Here is a 15,984-nt window from a genome sequence, read left to right on the forward strand (position 1 = left end):
GTGTCGTGGAGCACGAACGACCCTTGGGCGATCGGCATCTGCGCCAGCTTATCGTTGTCGGGATGACATCGCGCCTGCGGCAGATCACCAATCATCCCGAGCGAGCCGAAACCTGGCTGGCGAAGCTGTTACCGAGAAAGCCGGTCCTGCTCGCGACCGTCGCCATGGCGAACAAGAGGGCGCGGATCATATGGGCTGTGCTGACCAGGAACGAACCCTACCGCCGGCACATAGTCTGAGACGTACAGAAACAGCGCGATAGCAAGACCGACGATGTGATGGTGTACCCTTCAGCCGCAATGATCAGAACGCTCCGCCGAATGTCCCGGGCGCGATTGCCCGCAAAGCAGATAGGAACCTGATCTGCGGATCCCAACAGGGTCAGCGGTGTGAACCGCGCAAACAGGCCAGACACAAGACCGCTTCTGAAAAGGTACACGAAATCATTTACGACTTGCTATGCGGGAGCCATCCACACAGGTCGTTCGCTGCGGTTTGAACCAATAGTCGCTAAACGTAGTCAAGCGGACACTGAACGCCAGCCTTTTCTAGTCGGAGCTGTTAGTGCCGCAAGCTGCCGGTCGCCGAAACGCCCCGACCAACAACTGGACCGCCAAAGCTGTCGAGCGGTTGCATTGCACTTGAGATGAACTCAGCGCCCAGCAAATTAACGGTATCGTACGCGCGCGCCCCCAAAACCAGACTGCCGACCAAGTGACGTACGCGCCCTTCCAAAGCCATGCGCACCACCTTCCCGACCTTACACCGCATGCGGTCACCGCTCTGTCAGGAGAACCAGGATCACGACAGCAGGAAGTTCGGCGGTTCAGGCTCGTCAATCCAGATCAATTCTACTTCCTGTGCGGTCATTTTTGCTCTGCCACTTCGCGCTACCAAAGACGGATTCACGCAGTGTTTTTACTACATACTCTGGCGCCAACCTTGCTGGATTTCGATCAGGCAGCCGACCGCTGAACTAGATCCGTCGAGAATCTTCTCAGGATTGAGCTGTTACCATGCGACTTTTCGACTGCTTCAGTGAAGATCAGCTGCGGCCCCATGTCTTTTTGCAGGCCCCAAATATCCTTGCAGAAGCCAGCAAATGCAACTAGCAAGCTCGAACAATGGTCCTCAACTGCTGCAAGGGGGCCTGAACGACTTAAATTATGCCAAGCGAGACCATTCGCAAGTCGTCGGCCTCGTTTGCGAAAGTAAGTCATTCATATCCAGCAGCATATTTGTACTGGAAGGCAAATGACCGAGGCTACCGTCGATTTTCTATGTGAGTTTAAAGACCCTTCCTCAAGTTCAGTGAATCTGGTCTTCTCGGAGTTTCTAGCTGAAGACCGTGGCGCCAGATCATTTTCATTTCGCCATATCCTCGCCGGAATGACCTCCAACATTATCTATATCAAGGATCGAAAAAACCAATGGTACAATCGAGGTGTAATCGGCTTAGGGGACGATATTCCTTCGGTAGCCATTTCTCTGCAGAAGCTTATTGCCAAAAACGGTTTTAGCCAGGTCAGATGCCTTGGCACATCAATGGGCGGATATGCCGCGCTTTTGTTCGGGATGGAACTGAAGGCGTCGTCGATACTGGCGATGGCACCACAGACGTTTCTCTCTGCACCGTATCCTCGATTCGATCAAAGGCGGCATTCCGGAGAGTATGTAGATTTGTCAATTTTCGAGCGCCCACCTTCTCCGGCCACAACAGTGGTCATCGGCGCGGACGAGCCTTTCGATTTGTACAGCCTATTACGGCTGGGGTATTGGCCAGACCTCAATATCCGGGTCATAAAGGGCGCAACGCATCTCGTCGCAAGAAAGCTCAATGATTTAAACCTATTTCGCAGCTTACTGAGCGCATTTGTTGAAAACGGCGAGAATGTAGATCTGAAATCTGCGTCCCTTGAACGAAACCTTGGCGATTTGCAAAAAGAGGTAATTCTTGCTGCAGAAGGTATGTTCAAAAATGACGGCGCAACTGCAGTTCTCGCATTGAAATCACTTGTCGAAAAATCACCGGAATGGGCAGGTGCCCATTATTGGCTTGGCCGTGCCCTCAAGCAGGAACAGGACTATTTTCACGCAGCATCTTCTCTTACCCGTGCAGTAGAGCTGAACCCAACGCTGTATGATGCGGCATCGGAGCTATCAACAGTTCTAACGGAGCAAGGAGATTGGAAGGGGGCACTAAGTGCGGCCCTAGCTGCTTGGAATCAAAACCAGTTCTTTAATGGAGTTCGTGATCGCGCTTTATCTAATGCACTAGATGCCATAGAGGGAATGCCTTTCGCCCAGAGAATGTATGAGGGCCGCCAACTCTTGGATGAACTCGATCTGATTTCGAGCCATGAAGACATAGTTGCGCATCCGGTTCGGAAGAAACTCGAACTTTTGGTTCAGCAAGGCTCGTCGACAACATGAACACTCTTGCAATTTCCAGTTTGAACTAAGCGGGAACTGCCTCGAACAACAACATCGGAGAGCAAACTTCTGTTGCGATCGTCCGCTCTGGCGGCACGACAGCAAGGCCGACTATCCTGTTCCAGCAGTGCTACACGGCAAGGCACTACATCGCTTAGGCGGTTTCTTGCGATGAACACATCATGCGGCGCGTGGAATGGTTTCTCATGAGCTGACAACGGTACGCCGCGTTGCATCCGTCACGTTGTCTCCTTATGGAGCTTGGCTGTACCTTGGTCGGCTGACCGCTTCGGACAGGCACCGGCCATCCGCCGCGCCTGGCACCAAAGTCGGCACTGGGTCCAAAGCAGCCGCTGGCATTTGAGGCGGGACGCTGTCATCCGCTACGAGCTGGAAGAAGGCCACCTATCCTCAAAGAGCGGACGTTTGGCATGGACTGATTGAAGAACTCTCAACGCGCTCCGACGCAGTGAAGGCCCGAAGTCGCGGTCACTTGATCCAGGCCGTCAATCCAATTGGGCACCAGCAGTTGCTATGATCCGTTTGGCCGACTGTTCCATTGCCTCAGTATCTGATCGCGCGATGGCTTGCACAAGCCGCCCGTGACGTTTCACAAATCGACCTGCGATCATCACGGTCTCGACCTGGCTGGGTCCGGCATGAAGGACCACCGTGGCAATCGGGTCGAGCACCGGCGCCAGGAGCGGGTCGTCGCAGTCGAACGCGATCAGATCCGCCGCTTTTCCCGGCGCGAGCGACCCGATCCGATCCTCAAGACCCAGCATGCGCGCCCCGCCCATGGTGGCCCATCCAAGTGCGTCATAGCCGGTCAGAAGCTTGCTCTCGTCGAGCGGCACCGCCGCAGTGGCGGCGGCCCGGTAATCCTCGTCCCTTTGATATTGCAGCGTCATGCGCATGGAGGCGAACATGTCAGCACCGCAGGCGGGTTCCACATCGGTTCCGATCGAAAGATCGCCACCCAGATCGCGCCAGCGCCCGGTCAGCGGACGGCCGAACCCCATGGAGAGCTCGACCTCGGCCGTCGTGGTGATCGTGCCCCCGCAATCGTGAAACAGCGCCAGTTCGTCGTCGGTAAAATTGTTGGCATGCACGAAGTTGACCTTGCCGTCGATCAGGCCCTCGGCCGCAAGCCGCATGATCGCACCGTCATACATGAAGGGCCGTCCGCCCGTATGCGCCGAGGCGACAAGCCCGAATTCGCGGGCGAGCTTCAGATCCTCGACGCTGACCTCAAAAGTGGAATCGCGCGGCCCGAGGATGGCAAGGCCAAGGTCGATCAGCGGCCCGAGCTCCGCCTTTGCCAGCCGCTCGACCTCGCTCCGCGACATGGGGATTTCGGAATAGGGACGCTGACCGGGCGCGGGCGCTGGCTTGGGCGAGCCATGCATGAAGACCGCCCGGATGCCCGCGGCGCGCAGCCCGTCGATGGCCGCGTCGGTATGCTCGGGCGTGGGGTTGTTGTGGCACCAGTCGACCAGCGTCGTGGTGCCGCCGTGGATCTGCGTCATCGCTCCGATCCGGTTCGACAGCGCAATGTCCTCAGGCTGATATGCGGTGGCGAGGCCCTGGTGCATCGCCTGCAGATAGCGGCCAAAAGTCCAGTTCCCCGCCATCCCCCGCAGGTTTGTCTGCCATGTGTGCAGATGCGCATTGACCAGCCCCGGCAACAGGATCATGCGCGAGGCATCGATCACCTCGACCCCCTCAGACGGTGTGATCCGACCCATGTCCCGGATCCGGTCGCCGTCGATCAGGATGTCGCAGCGCTCGGTCCGGGGGCGGCCGGGGTCCATGGAAATAACGTGTCCGTTCTGAAACAGGATCATGGCTCAGGCCTCCTTCACGGCGATGGCGTCAACTTCAAAGACCATGTCCGGCAGCGCAAGGCACGGCACCGGGATCAGCGTGGATGTCGGCAGGCTGGATCCAAAAAAACTTTTCCGCTTGGCACAGATCAAGCCCAGCTTGTCCGTGTCGTGGTCAACGACCAGCAAAGTAATCCGAACGACATCAGAGGGGGCCAGCCCCTCCGAGGCGAGCACCGCTTCAAGCCTGTCGAAGGCACGATGCATCTGGCTTTCGAAATCGTTTGGACCCTCCGGACTTGTGCCGATCTGACCGGAGATCATCCATAGCCGGTTGGGCCCGTCGCACCTGATTGATGGAATGTAGCCAAAGGGAGAGGAATCCGCGACCCCCTCGGGACAAAGGCGCGTTAGGGTCATATGATCCTCCGTAAATTGAGCGCAATATTTGATCGAAATCCGATCATTGAACCTAAAGTGGTACAGTTATTCACCATTCGGCCACTGATGGATGCAATCTTGCCAATTCTCGCCCACCCTAATATCCTGAAAACACCCGAAGGACGGAGACGAAAATGGTCAGTGAGAACAGTGAGAAGCGGGGCACAGGTGTTGCGCGCAGCCTCAGGACATCGCTTCTCGATGGTGTGTGGGAGCCGGGCGCGCGGCTGAACGAGGTTCAGCTTGCCGGGCAGCTCGGTGTCTCGCGGACGCCGGTGCGCACGGCGCTTCAGCTGTTGGCCGGCGAAGGGCTGGTCGAATACAAGGACAACCGCGGCTTCTTTGTCCGTCAGTTTGACGTCGCCGATATCATTGATGCCTTCGAGATGCGGGCGCTGGCCGAAGGGCTCGCGGCCAGACTGGCGGCCGAACGCGGTCTCAAACCCGAAGACGAGATCGAGATCGAGGCGGCGCTGGCCGAAGGCGACCGTGCGCTGGAGCTTGACGACGTTGCCGAAGCACGCCGCGCCTATTCCCAGTCCAACGACAGGTTCCACCTGACGATCCACCGCGCGGCGCGGTCGCGTCTGGTCGCCGATGTAATCGGGCTGTGCAACAATATCCCGCAGACGCTGACCCAGAACGTGATGAGCTTTTCGCTCGACTCCGTCCGCTCGCGCGCCCATCAGCACCATGAGGTCTACGCCGCCATCCTCGCCCGCCAGCCGCGTGAGGCCGAGGATCTTATGCGCGCCCATGTGCTGGACGTGCGCCGGGCGGTGGCACGTGATTTCGCACGGGCCCGCGGCTGACAGCGCACCGTTCATCGGCGCACCAGACTGAAGAGCACGGCTGCGGCGATGGTCACGAGGCCCAGCTCGATATTGTGAAGGGCACTGTCGGAATAGAGGAACGACGACGCAGAGGAGATCACCTGCACCAGCGCCGCCCCGGCCAGCGTGGCCAGCATCGAGCCCCGCCCTCCGGTAACCGAAACGCCGCCGATCATGACCGCCGTCACGGACATAATGGACAGGTCTACCCCCGTAACCGCCGATCCGACACCAACCTGCGCGGCCAGCAGCAATCCCCCCATCCCGGTCAGAACGGCACAGCCAGTATAGGCCATGACCGTCAGCCTTCGCGCGGGCAGACCCAGCCTGGCCGCATAGCCCGCGTTCGACCCGGTCGCACGAAACGCGCGTCCGAGACGGCTACGCGTCAGAACGGCCTCAAGCGCGACGAGAGCCATCAGGGCGGCAACCATGGCAGCCGGAACCCCCAGCAGCGGCGAGGCGAAGACCGATGCCATCGGGTAAGAGATCATTCCCGCAGGCTCAGGCCTCAGCGCCAGCGATACGCCCTGAAGACCCATGAAGGTTGCCACGGTGACCACGATGGCCGGCAAACCCCGATAGGCGATCAGCCAGCCCTGCGCAGCTCCGTAAGCCGCGCAGATGCCAAGGATTCCTGCCGCGCCAAGGACCAGTGCCCCAACCCCGGCGCCATCCGGCAACAGGAAGGACGCCAGCACCACGCAGAGCCCCGCCAAGGCTCCGACCGAGATATCGACGCCACCCGTCAGGACAGTCAGCAATTGACCGGCCGAGACAAAGGCGAGGATGGCCAGCAGCATCAGCATCGACTGGATCGAGAATGCGGTCAGGAAATAGGGCGACATCATCTGCGTTCCCGCCGCGATCAGCGCAACCAGCGGCAACAGGACCGCCACCGGCGTCACGTCACTGTCAGCGACCCGCCGCCAGCGGGACCGTGTCCTGTTCTGGCGCTCGGTTCGCGTGGCCGTGGCAGTCATATTAGCATGGGTGATCTGGCGTTCCGTAACGTCCTCTCCGGTCAATTCGGTCACAACCCGGCCGCGCGAAAATACCAGCACGCGGTCGCAAAGCCCTTCAAGCTCCACCGCGTCCGACGACAGCACGATGACCGGCACACCGCTGTCAGACAGCTCCCGGATGCGGCGGTAGATCTCGCTGCGCGCACCGACATCGACGCCCTTGGTTGGCTCGTCCACCAGCAGGACCCGTGGCGCGTCGGCCAGCGCGCGGCCGATCACGACCTTCTGCTGGTTCCCCCCGGACAGCGAGGAGACCGGCGCCTCGACCCCCGCCGTTTTGACCTGCGAGCCCTGCACGATCTCTGCCGCCCGGTCGACCTCGGACAGGGGACGGATCCAGCCGAACCGGCTGACCTTGGACAGGGCACCAAGGCTCAGGTTCTCGCGGACCGAGAGGTTCAGAAACACGCCTTCGCGGTGCCGGTCGTCCGGCACAAACCGCAGGCCCGCCGCCCGGGTCGCCGCTACGCCCGAGACTGCAATCGCCTGCCCGCCGATCAACATGTCGCCCGACGGTGCCGGGTTGGCCCCCGCCAGTCCGCGCAGCGCCTCGCGCTGGCCCTCGCCCTCAACCCCCGCAAAGCCGAGTATTTCTCCCGCGCGGATCTTGAAGGAGAGGTCGTCAAAGCCGTCGCCCGACATCCCCACGGCTTCGAATTCCACCCGCCCCGGGGTCGCGCATTTTGCGGGGAAGACCTGATTCAGTTCGCGTCCGGCAATCAGCGTGACGATCTGGTCGTGCGACAGGTCCGACGCCGGGGCCCCGGCAATCAGCGCACCGTCCCTTAGAACCGAGATATGATCGGCAATGCGCGTCACCTCATGCAGGCGATGCGAGACATAGACGATGGCAAGGCCCGCCGCCCGCAGGTCGTCGATGAGGGTGAAAAGGGCGTCCACCTCATCGCGCTGGAACGGTTCAGTCGGCTCGTCAAAAAAGATCAGCCTGGGCGCGGTTGCCAGGGCCTTGGCGATTTCCAGAACGTGCTGCTCGGCGATGGACAGGCTGTCGACCCGACGACCAAGGTCAAAGCTCCGTGCGGGCGAGACGCGATGCAGCAGGTCCCTCGCTCCGGATGGGGTCAGCGCCGGGGCGACAAGCTTGAGGTTCTCGAGAACCGTAAGGTCAGGCAGAAGCGACGGATGCTGAAAAACCACCGCCACACCGGCGGCGAGAAAACTTGCAGGATCGGCGGGTACCGTCTCTCCGGCAACCGTGACCGCACCGGTATCCGACACGAGGTTGCCGCTGGCGATATTGATCAGAGTCGACTTCCCGGCGCCGTTTTCACCGACAATGGCATGCACCTCTCCGGGGAGGAATGCCAGCGACACGGGCTTCAGCGCCTGAACCTCACCAAAGCTTTTCGACACGGTTTCAAGCGTCATCACAGGGGTCAGGGGTGCTTCCATTTTCATCCCCGGCCTCCGGCACGTGCGGCGATGACCGCGCTGATCAGGACAATGGCCGCCTGGGTGATGGCCTGTGCCGACACCGGCATGCCGACCGACAACACCAGCTGACCAAGATAGGTTAGGAAGAGCGCGCCAATGGCGGTGGCGACGACGCTGGCGGGGGCTCCGCCGGCCACCGAATTGCCCGCGACGACCACCGCGGCGACCGAGGCCAGAACGTAAGGCAGACCGGACAGCACCGAAGGTGTCGCAAGGTGCGCGGCCAGCAGAACACCTGCGATCCCGTAAAAGGCGCCTGCCGTCGCATAGGCGGCCAGCCGCAGCGACCGGACCGGCAGCCCCAGCAGGCGGGCGGTCGCGGGGTTGACCGCAACGGCGGTCAGATTGCGCCCGATCACCATGCGCGACATCGCAAGTGCTGTCACGGCAACGATGATCAGGGCAAGGATCGGGATCACCGGCAGGGAAAGCACCTCCGCCCGCCCAAGCGCGACCAAAGGGCGCGGCCCCTGACGCGGGACACCTCCGGCCAGCCAGATGGCGACCCCGGTGAAAAGCGAGTTCACGCCAATTGTCGCGATGAGGGCCGGCACATTCAGCAGCACCACCAGCACACCGTTCAAAAGCCCGATGGCGCAGGCACCACCTATGGCCATAGCAGACCAGAGCACCACATCTCCGGCCCCGGCGGCCCGGTCGGGCATGGCCGTCACGATCACCGCCGCGACCGAAACTGCCCCCGCGACCGACAGGTCCAACCCGCGCTGCTGGATGACCAGATGTTGCCCAAGCGCGACGATAGAGAGCACCGCGACCAGCGGCAGCATCCCCCAGATCGAAGCAGACGAGAGGGAACTGGGCGCAACCACGGCCCCGACCGCGAAGGCCAGCGCCGTCGCGGTCAGGATGGCCCCCACCCGGCCGAAACCAGGCAGGGCACCTCTGCTCAACACAAGCTGGGCCACGTTACTGGCCAAGCATCTCTTGCTGTTTCGCCTTGTCGATCCCAGCGGACAGGATCGCCCCCGCGGCAAGGTCGGGGTCGCACTTCACGGCCAGCGCCGGGTCGTCTGACAGCGAGTCCTCGAAAAGCGGCACCTCAATGATCGACGGTTCAGGGTTGTTCATCCCATTCGCAGCCGCGACAGCCTTGCGCAGCGCAATTCGGGAGGTCCAGGTGTGGCTTTCAAGGTTGGCCATCTGGAAATCCCCCATCTCCGGCGACAACTCTTTATAAAGGCAGCTCAGCTCGTTGCCGTCCTGCCCGACCCAGGCCGGAACGGATTTGCCCGCCGCCTGATAAGCCCGGATCGGACCCGAGGTTTCCGACAGGATGCCGTCGATCGCCTCGTATTTCGACAGCATCGCTGTCATCACCTGCTGGGCTTTGGCCGGATCCCAGTTGGTCACGACCGGGCCTTCCAGCACGGTGATACCGGGTGTCGCGTCGAACACTTCTTTCCAGCCGATGGCCTGATTGGCGGTGTAGGAATTGCCGGGTGTGCCGCCCATGACAACGACATTGCCTTCGCCGCCAAGCGCATTCACCACCCATTCGGCCGAGGTACGGCCGATGCCCACCACATCCGGAGAGACGTTGACAACGTAATCCGTGCCCGGCGTACCGGGGAAAGTATTCCCGGTTTCGAACGGGACCACGGCAATCCCCTGATCCATCGCTTGACGCATTGCGCGGACGATGGCGGCGCCGCCGTCAGGCTGCACGATGATCGCATCAAAGCCCTGGGCGATCAGCCCTTGAATGTCACTGATCTGCTTCTGCGGATTGCCCTCAGCATCGGTGTAGCGAACTTCGGTGATGTTCGGGCATTTGGCCGCTTCTTCTTCGAACTCTGCGCGGGTCGCGCGGCGCCAGAAGTTGCCCCCCCACCCGTCTGAATAGGCCACGCGCAGGGGTTTGTCGCCGCAGAACTGCTCCATAGGGAGGGCTTCTGCGCGGGTGCCAACCTTTCCGTCAGCCATATCGAGGTCTTTGAAACCCTCTGCAATCGCGGCGGGTGCCAGTGCGATCAGAAAGGTCGTCGTCATGAGATGTTTCATTGTGGGTCCCTAGTGGAATGTCGGTGACGTCAATGGCGCACCTTGCACGGCACGTCCTGTTCTGGGGCCATACAGGACGAATACATTCCCCGTTGTCAACCACCAAATTGTATGCAATTCTGATTCCAATAGCAAAGTTGACCCACACAGGGATGCATCTCGCACAGAGTGCACAACAAAACCGCAGGAACGCCGCCAATGTATTCAGCTACGGGTCAGATCGGTGCCTTTGCCGCCCCCCATAGCGCTGCCGCGCGCACCGGCCTGTCTGTCCTTCAGGACGGCGGCACGGCCATCGAGGCGATGGTGGCCGCCGCCGCCACCATCGCCGTCACCTATCCGCATATGAACGGAATCGGCGGCGACGGATTCTGGCTCATCTCGCGGGCGGACGGGTCCGTCTACGGCATCTCCGCGGCAGGCCGCGCCGCCGCTCTGGCCACACCCGAAAGCTATTCCGACGATATCCCCACCCGCGGCCCCCGCGCTGCGCTGACCGTGCCCATGGCAGTTGCAGGCTGGCAGGAAGCGCTTGAATCCGCGTCGACGCGCCTGCCGCTGTCTCGCCTGCTCCGCGACGCGATAGACTATGCCGGGGACGGCATACGCGTCACCGGCAGCCAGTCACGCCATACCTCGGCCAAGCTCTCGGAACTGGTGGACCAGCCGGGGTTTTTGGTATTCGCGCCCGGCGGCAAAGCCCCGGCCGAAGGCGATACCCTCACCAACCCCGCGCTTGCCGAAACGCTCGACCGGCTGGCGCGGAAAGGCCTACGGGACTTCTATACCGGCGAAACCGCATCGCATCACGCCACCTGGCTGCAGGAGGTCGGTTCCCCCCTCCGAACCGATGATTTCGCCGCCGCGCAGGCCGAAACCGTCACGCCCCTCTCTGCCGCGATCGGCAGAGCCACTCTGTGGAACATGCCCCCTCCGACCCAGGGCGCAGCGTCACTCATGATCCTTGGAATCTATGACCGGCTCGGTGCCGCGACCTCAGACGGCACCGGCCTTGTCCACCGTCTGGTCGAGGCGACGAAACCTGCCTTCCGCCTCCGCAACGCGCATATCGGTGACCCTGATTATATGACAGCCCGCCCCGAAGACTGGCTGACCGACCGCGCCCTCACCGACATGGCGGCCAGGATCGACCTCTCCTGCGCCGCCGCCTGGCCCGCCCCTTCCCGCGATGGCGGCACGATCTGGATGGGCTGCTGCGACCGCGACGGCACCATGGTCAGCTATATCCAGTCGGTGTTCTGGGAGTTCGGCTCGGGCCTTGTCTGCCCCACGACCGGTGTCCTGTTCCAGAACCGCGGCGCGGCCTTCTCGCGGGCGGAAGGGCCGAACATGCTGCGCCCCGGCGCGCGCCCCTTCCACACGCTCAACCCCGCCATGGCCCGCCTCAAAGACGGCCGCCGCATCGCCTACGGCACCATGGGCGGAGAGGGGCAGCCGCAGACACAGGCCGCGATCTTCACCCGCTACGCCGGGCTGAACCAACCACTGGCCGAGGTCATCGCCGCCCCCCGCTGGCTGCTGGGCCGGACATGGGGCGACGTTTCGACCACCCTCAAGCTGGAGGCGCGGTTCGGCGACGTGATCACCGACCTCGCCGCCCTTGGCCACGACACCGAGGTGATCCCCGATTTCTCCGACCTCACCGGCCATGCCGGGGGCGTCGTCCTGCATCCCGGTGGCCGGATCGAAGCCGCCCACGACCCCCGCGCCGATGGTGGCGCACTTGCCTGGTAAGACCCCATGGACCTGACGCTCCCCACCCTTATCGCGCTCGCCGCCGGACTTCTGGCGACCGGAGCCGTTGCCGGCACCCTCGCCGGCCTCCTCGGCGTTGGCGGCGGCATCGTCATCGTGCCAGTGCTGTCCTGGGTGCTCGCCCTGATCGCCTTCCCGCCCGAGATTTCCCAGCATATGGCCGTCGCGACCTCCCTCGCCACGATCATCCCGACCGCCATCTCCTCCACCCGCGCGCACCGCGCCAAAGGCGCCGTTGACGACGCCCTGATCCGCAGATGGGGGCCCGCCATCGTGATAGGCGCCCTGATCGGCGGCCTCGCCGCCCGCTATGTCAGCGGTGATGCGCTGCGGCTGATCTTCGGCGCGGTGGCCGTGATCGTGGCGATCAACATGGCCATACCCAAGACGCTGGTCGTTGGCCCCGCCCTCCCCACAGGCCCCGCCGCCCAGCCGGTCCCGCTCTTCATCGGCACGTTCTCCTCGCTCATGGGCATCGGCGGCGGCACGCTCGCCGTTCCGGTGCAATCCGCCTGGTCCGTGCCCGTCCACCGCGCCGTCGGCACCGCTGCCGCCTTTGGACTGCTGATCGCCATTCCCGGCACGCTTGGCTTCATCTGGGCGGGCTGGGGGCGGCCCGACCTGCCCGCCGGATCGCTCGGCTATGTCAGCTTGCCCGCCGCGCTCGCCATCGTTCCGACCACTTGGGTTTTCGCCCCCATCGGCGCGCGCCTCGCCCATTCGATCAACCAGCAGGCGCTCAAACGCGCGTTTGCCCTGTTCCTCGCCATCACCGCCCTGCGGATGCTGGCCACCGCTTTCACCTGAAGACCCCGGAGACCCCATGACCAAGACCCATTTCCAGACAGGCCCGGTGACGATCCCGGTCCATGGCAGCGCAGAAACGATTGCCGTGCGCCGCATCTACTGCGTGGGCCGCAACTATGTCGCCCATATCAAGGAGATGGCCGAAGGCGATGAAAAGGACCCGCCCTTCTTCTTTCAGAAGCCGACCGATGCCATTGTCACCGACGGTACAATGCCCTATCCGCCCGCCACAACGGACTTCCAGTTCGAGGTCGAGCTGGCCGTCATCATCGGCACCGAAGGCGCCGACATCCCCGCTGCGCAGGCCTTCGATCATGTTTTCGGCTATGCCGTCGCGCTCGACATGACACGCCGGGACCTCCAGTTCGAAGCCCGCGACATGCGCCGCCCGTGGGAGATGGGGAAAAGCTTCGACCATTCCGCGCCGATCGGTGCAGTCCTGCCGCGTGCGCGGGCGGGTGACCTAAGTGACGGCCCGATCCGCATCGCCGTGAACGGCGCGGTCAAACAGGACAGCGACATCTCCCTTATGATCTGGGGGGTGGCGGATACGATTGCGCATCTCTCTGCCCAATACCGCCTCATGCCCGGTGATGTGATCATGACCGGCACCCCCGCAGGTGTTGGCCCGGTTGTCCCCGGCGACGTGCTGGAGGCAAGCTGTGCCGGACTGCCCGGCCTGACCGTGACCGTCGCGCCCGCACTTACGACAAAGGACAAAGCCCATGCTGCCAACTGAACGCATCTCATACTCCGCCATCCCTGACCGGCCGAAACTGACATTGCCCGGCGGCAAGCGCATGGCCGTCTGGATCATCGTGAATATCGAGGAATGGGATCCCAAGGCCACCATGCCGCGCACGGTGCTGACGCCGCCCGCAGGCGGATCACCTTCGCCCGATATCCCCAACTGGGCCTGGCACGAATACGGCAACCGGGTCGGGTTCTGGCGGCTGCTCAAATCCATCGACGAGATCGGCGCAAAGGCCGTGCTCGCAATCAACGGTACGGCGGTTCAAAGCTACGCCCCCATCTCAAAGGCCGCACATGACCGGGGCTGGGAGTTCATGGGCCACGGCTTCACCCAAAAGAACATGCAAAAGGTCGAGGATGAGCGCGCCGACATCATCGCGACCACCAAAGCCATCGAGGATTACACCGGCAAACGCCCCCGCGGCTGGCTTGGACCGGGCCTGACCGAGACATGGGAGACACCCGACATTCTGGTCGAAGAGGGCTATGAATACGTCTGCGACTGGGTGCTGGACGACCAGCCGGTGCGGCTCAATACCCGCACCAGCCAGATCGTGAACCTGCCCTACACGCAGGAATGCAACGACGTCGCGATGATGCTGATCCAGCACCATCAGGCGGGCGAGTATTTCCAGCGCGGCTGGGACCAGTTCCAGCAGATCTACGAAGATGCAGAGGACAGCGCGCGCATCATGGCGCTGGTCGTCCATCCCTATATCATGGGCGCCCCGCATCGCGCCCGGTATTTCCGCGACCTCATCCGCCGGATCGCCGCTTACGAGGACGTCGCCTTCATGACAGGAGAAGAGATTTTCGACTGGTATTCGGACGTTTGCCCGGCCTGACACGGTCTAGCCCGGCTCCGGCCGGATCGGGGAGGACCGGACACAACACATTCAAACAGCGGGAACCGGACCATAATGTGCCTGCGCCTGGCCGCCGCCCTCCTGATCCCGTCGCTTGCCCCTGCCGAGTTGACCATGAAGGTGGACGTCCCGCCGCGACCACCGCCGGGATCGACCCGGTGCATTTCGGCGCGATCAGCTTGCTGAACATCGCCATCGGCATGATCAGCCCGCCCTTTGGCATCAACATCTTCAAGGCCATAGCGACGTTCAACGCAAGCTTCGGGGAAATCTTTGGCACCCTTCGACCCTTCATCGTCATCGCCCTTGTCGCACGCGCCCTGCTGACTTGCAGCAAGGCGCTGGTCATGTGGCTGCCGGGCCCTCTGGCCGGGTAAGCGGCAGATAAAGCGTTACGGTGAATCCCTTGGCCGCGCCCTCCGGGCGGAGCACGGAATAGCGCCAGCTTTCCGTCCGGTTGCCGCGTCGGATGACCTTGGTCCAGTCCGGCGACGGTGCAAGCTCCGCGGCTTGCCAGACGGTCGCAAAGACCGGCGCCTCGTCGCACAGCCGCGCCACCAGACCGGTGACCTCCGGGTCCTGCGCAAACGCGGCTGTCGCCGTGCGGAACTGTGCGACCGCGCTTCGCGCAATTCCGGGCCAGTCGACAAAGAGCCGCTTCCATTCTGGATCCAGAAAAAGCCGCGCCAGTACATTCCCCGTGACCGGATCGCCGGTGGTGAACGCACCGAAGAGCGTCTCAGCCGGGTCGTTCCACGCCACCACGTTGAACACCCGGTCCATTGCATAGGCGGGATGCGGGGATAAACCCTGAACGATCGTCAGCAGTGCCTCCGGGACCTTTTCGGGTGAGGCAGCCCGAAAGTCGCCAGGCCGGGCAAGGCCCGTAAGATAGTGCTCCTCGGTCTCGTTCAGCTGTAACGCCCTTGCCACGCGGCGCAGCGTCTCGGCCGAAACCGACACATCGCGCGCCTGTTCCAGCCAGGTGTACCAGGTGACCGAGATCCCGGCCTCTGCCGCGACCTCCTCGCGCCGCAGACCGGGGGTCCGACGTCGCCCGCCGGGCCGCTGCGGTGCCAGCGCCTCTCGCCGCGCCCGCAGGAACCGGGCGAGCTCTTCGCGCCGCGCGGCCCCGGCCGTAAAGGGGGTAGTCAGGATACCCGTATAATCTTTCATCTGGTCCGCTTCCCTGGCTCTGGCATGTCTGGCCCATCGGAAATGAACGGACTGACCACATGCCGAACATCACCAGACGCGACAGCCTTGCCCTGACCTCTGCGGCCATGGCGAGCCTGATCGCGCCCCAAAAATTGTATGCAGAAACGGGAGATTATTCAATGAATGCACTCACAAAGATCCGAGCCATCGACTACACCATCATCTTCGCCCGCGACATGCCCGCGATGCGCGCCTTCTACGAGAATGTGCTTGGCTTCCCGCTCCGCAAAGAGCTTGGCCCGCAGTGGGTCGAATATGCCGTCGGATCACAGATCCTGACGCTGACCGAACACGGGATGATGTGGAACGACACGCCGACGCCCGAAGGTCAGCTGTCACTGCAACTCGCCTTCCGCGTCACGCCCGACGAGGTAAATGCCTGCGCCGAAGAGCTGGAGGCCAAAGGCATCGCGCTTGCCTTGCCTGTGACCGATCAGCCCTGGGGCCACCGGACTGTATTTTTCCGCGATCCTGACGGCAACCTGTTGGAAATATACGCAGATATCTGAATTTCTCGGGCCGCCTTTTC

Annotated in this window: 14 protein-coding genes and 1 pseudogene; 9 read left to right on the forward strand and 6 right to left on the reverse strand. The window is 62.6% G+C overall.

The window, feature by feature from the left end:
• Window positions 1-23: 23 nt before the first annotated feature.
• Window positions 24-239, forward strand: a pseudogene (locus ACRARG_RS05110) (IS110 family transposase); the annotation flags it as partial.
• A gap of 1,015 nt (window positions 240-1,254) precedes the next feature.
• Window positions 1,255-2,433 (forward strand): tetratricopeptide repeat protein, encoded by a 1,179-nt coding sequence (locus tag ACRARG_RS05115; RefSeq protein ID WP_432688913.1) that lies wholly within the window; start codon window positions 1,255-1,257, stop codon window positions 2,431-2,433.
• Between the two features lie 506 nt (window positions 2,434-2,939).
• Here ACRARG_RS05115 and ACRARG_RS05120 read toward each other — a convergent pair.
• The gene (locus ACRARG_RS05120; RefSeq protein WP_432688914.1) at window positions 2,940-4,280 is read right to left on the reverse strand and encodes an amidohydrolase family protein; all 1,341 of its coding nucleotides are present in this window, start codon (window positions 4,278-4,280) and stop codon (window positions 2,940-2,942) included.
• A 3-nt stretch (window positions 4,281-4,283) separates the two neighbouring features.
• A complete protein-coding gene (locus tag ACRARG_RS05125; RefSeq protein WP_432688915.1) occupies window positions 4,284-4,679 on the reverse strand; it encodes a RidA family protein in 396 nt (131 codons plus the stop codon).
• Window positions 4,680-4,834: 155 nt separating this feature from the next.
• On the opposite strand from ACRARG_RS05125, the gene ACRARG_RS05130 reads away from it, so the two are divergent.
• Window positions 4,835-5,512, forward strand: a complete 678-nt coding sequence (locus ACRARG_RS05130) for a GntR family transcriptional regulator (protein ID WP_432688916.1) — start codon at window positions 4,835-4,837, stop codon at window positions 5,510-5,512.
• Between the two features lie 11 nt (window positions 5,513-5,523).
• On the opposite strand, the gene ACRARG_RS05135 is transcribed toward ACRARG_RS05130, so the two are convergent.
• The 3 genes from ACRARG_RS05135 to ACRARG_RS05145 are packed head-to-tail and all read right to left on the reverse strand — an operon-like array spanning window position 5,524 to window position 10,035.
• Window positions 5,524-7,971: an ATP-binding cassette domain-containing protein gene (locus ACRARG_RS05135; RefSeq protein WP_432688917.1), complete on the reverse strand. Its 2,448-nt coding sequence runs from the start codon at window positions 7,969-7,971 to the stop codon at window positions 5,524-5,526.
• A 2-nt stretch (window positions 7,972-7,973) separates the two neighbouring features.
• Window positions 7,974-8,924 carry an ABC transporter permease gene (locus tag ACRARG_RS05140; RefSeq protein WP_432688918.1) on the reverse strand — a complete coding sequence of 317 codons (951 nt, stop codon included), beginning with the start codon at window positions 8,922-8,924 and terminating at the stop codon, window positions 7,974-7,976.
• Between the two features lie 16 nt (window positions 8,925-8,940).
• On the reverse strand, window positions 8,941-10,035 hold the full coding sequence (locus ACRARG_RS05145; protein ID WP_432688919.1) for a substrate-binding domain-containing protein: 1,095 nt from the start codon (window positions 10,033-10,035) through the stop codon (window positions 8,941-8,943).
• A 198-nt stretch (window positions 10,036-10,233) separates the two neighbouring features.
• Between ACRARG_RS05145 and ACRARG_RS05150 the strand changes: the two genes are divergently transcribed.
• The 5 genes from ACRARG_RS05150 to ACRARG_RS05170 all read left to right on the forward strand — a co-directional run bounded on the left by ACRARG_RS05150 (window position 10,234) and on the right by ACRARG_RS05170 (window position 14,614).
• Complete coding sequence (locus ACRARG_RS05150) at window positions 10,234-11,790, forward strand: gamma-glutamyltransferase family protein (RefSeq protein WP_432688920.1); 1,557 nt, start codon at window positions 10,234-10,236, stop codon at window positions 11,788-11,790.
• Between the two features lie 6 nt (window positions 11,791-11,796).
• Window positions 11,797-12,618 carry a sulfite exporter TauE/SafE family protein gene (locus ACRARG_RS05155; RefSeq protein ID WP_432688921.1) on the forward strand — a complete coding sequence of 274 codons (822 nt, stop codon included), beginning with the start codon at window positions 11,797-11,799 and terminating at the stop codon, window positions 12,616-12,618.
• A gap of 16 nt (window positions 12,619-12,634) precedes the next feature.
• Window positions 12,635-13,357: a fumarylacetoacetate hydrolase family protein gene (locus ACRARG_RS05160; protein WP_432688922.1), complete on the forward strand. Its 723-nt coding sequence runs from the start codon at window positions 12,635-12,637 to the stop codon at window positions 13,355-13,357.
• Window positions 13,344-14,216 (forward strand): polysaccharide deacetylase family protein, encoded by an 873-nt coding sequence (locus ACRARG_RS05165; RefSeq protein WP_432688923.1) that lies wholly within the window; start codon window positions 13,344-13,346, stop codon window positions 14,214-14,216. Before ACRARG_RS05160 ends, ACRARG_RS05165 begins: the two co-directional genes overlap by 14 nt.
• A 77-nt stretch (window positions 14,217-14,293) precedes the next feature.
• The gene (locus ACRARG_RS05170; protein WP_432688924.1) at window positions 14,294-14,614 is read left to right on the forward strand and encodes a TRAP transporter large permease subunit; all 321 of its coding nucleotides are present in this window, start codon (window positions 14,294-14,296) and stop codon (window positions 14,612-14,614) included.
• Here ACRARG_RS05170 and ACRARG_RS05175 read toward each other — a convergent pair.
• A complete protein-coding gene (locus tag ACRARG_RS05175) occupies window positions 14,583-15,413 on the reverse strand; it encodes a helix-turn-helix transcriptional regulator (protein WP_432688925.1) in 831 nt (276 codons plus the stop codon). The genes ACRARG_RS05170 and ACRARG_RS05175 overlap by 32 nt on opposite strands.
• Window positions 15,414-15,574: 161 nt before the next feature.
• Here ACRARG_RS05175 and ACRARG_RS05180 point away from each other — a divergent pair, with 161 nt between their 5' ends.
• Window positions 15,575-15,964, forward strand: coding sequence for a VOC family protein (locus tag ACRARG_RS05180; protein ID WP_432688926.1), 390 nt, complete (start codon window positions 15,575-15,577; stop codon window positions 15,962-15,964).
• Window positions 15,965-15,984: the final 20 nt, after the last annotated feature.

It is taken from the genome of Pseudooceanicola profundi, assembly GCF_050897955.1.
Classification (GTDB): domain Bacteria; phylum Pseudomonadota; class Alphaproteobacteria; order Rhodobacterales; family Rhodobacteraceae; genus Pseudooceanicola.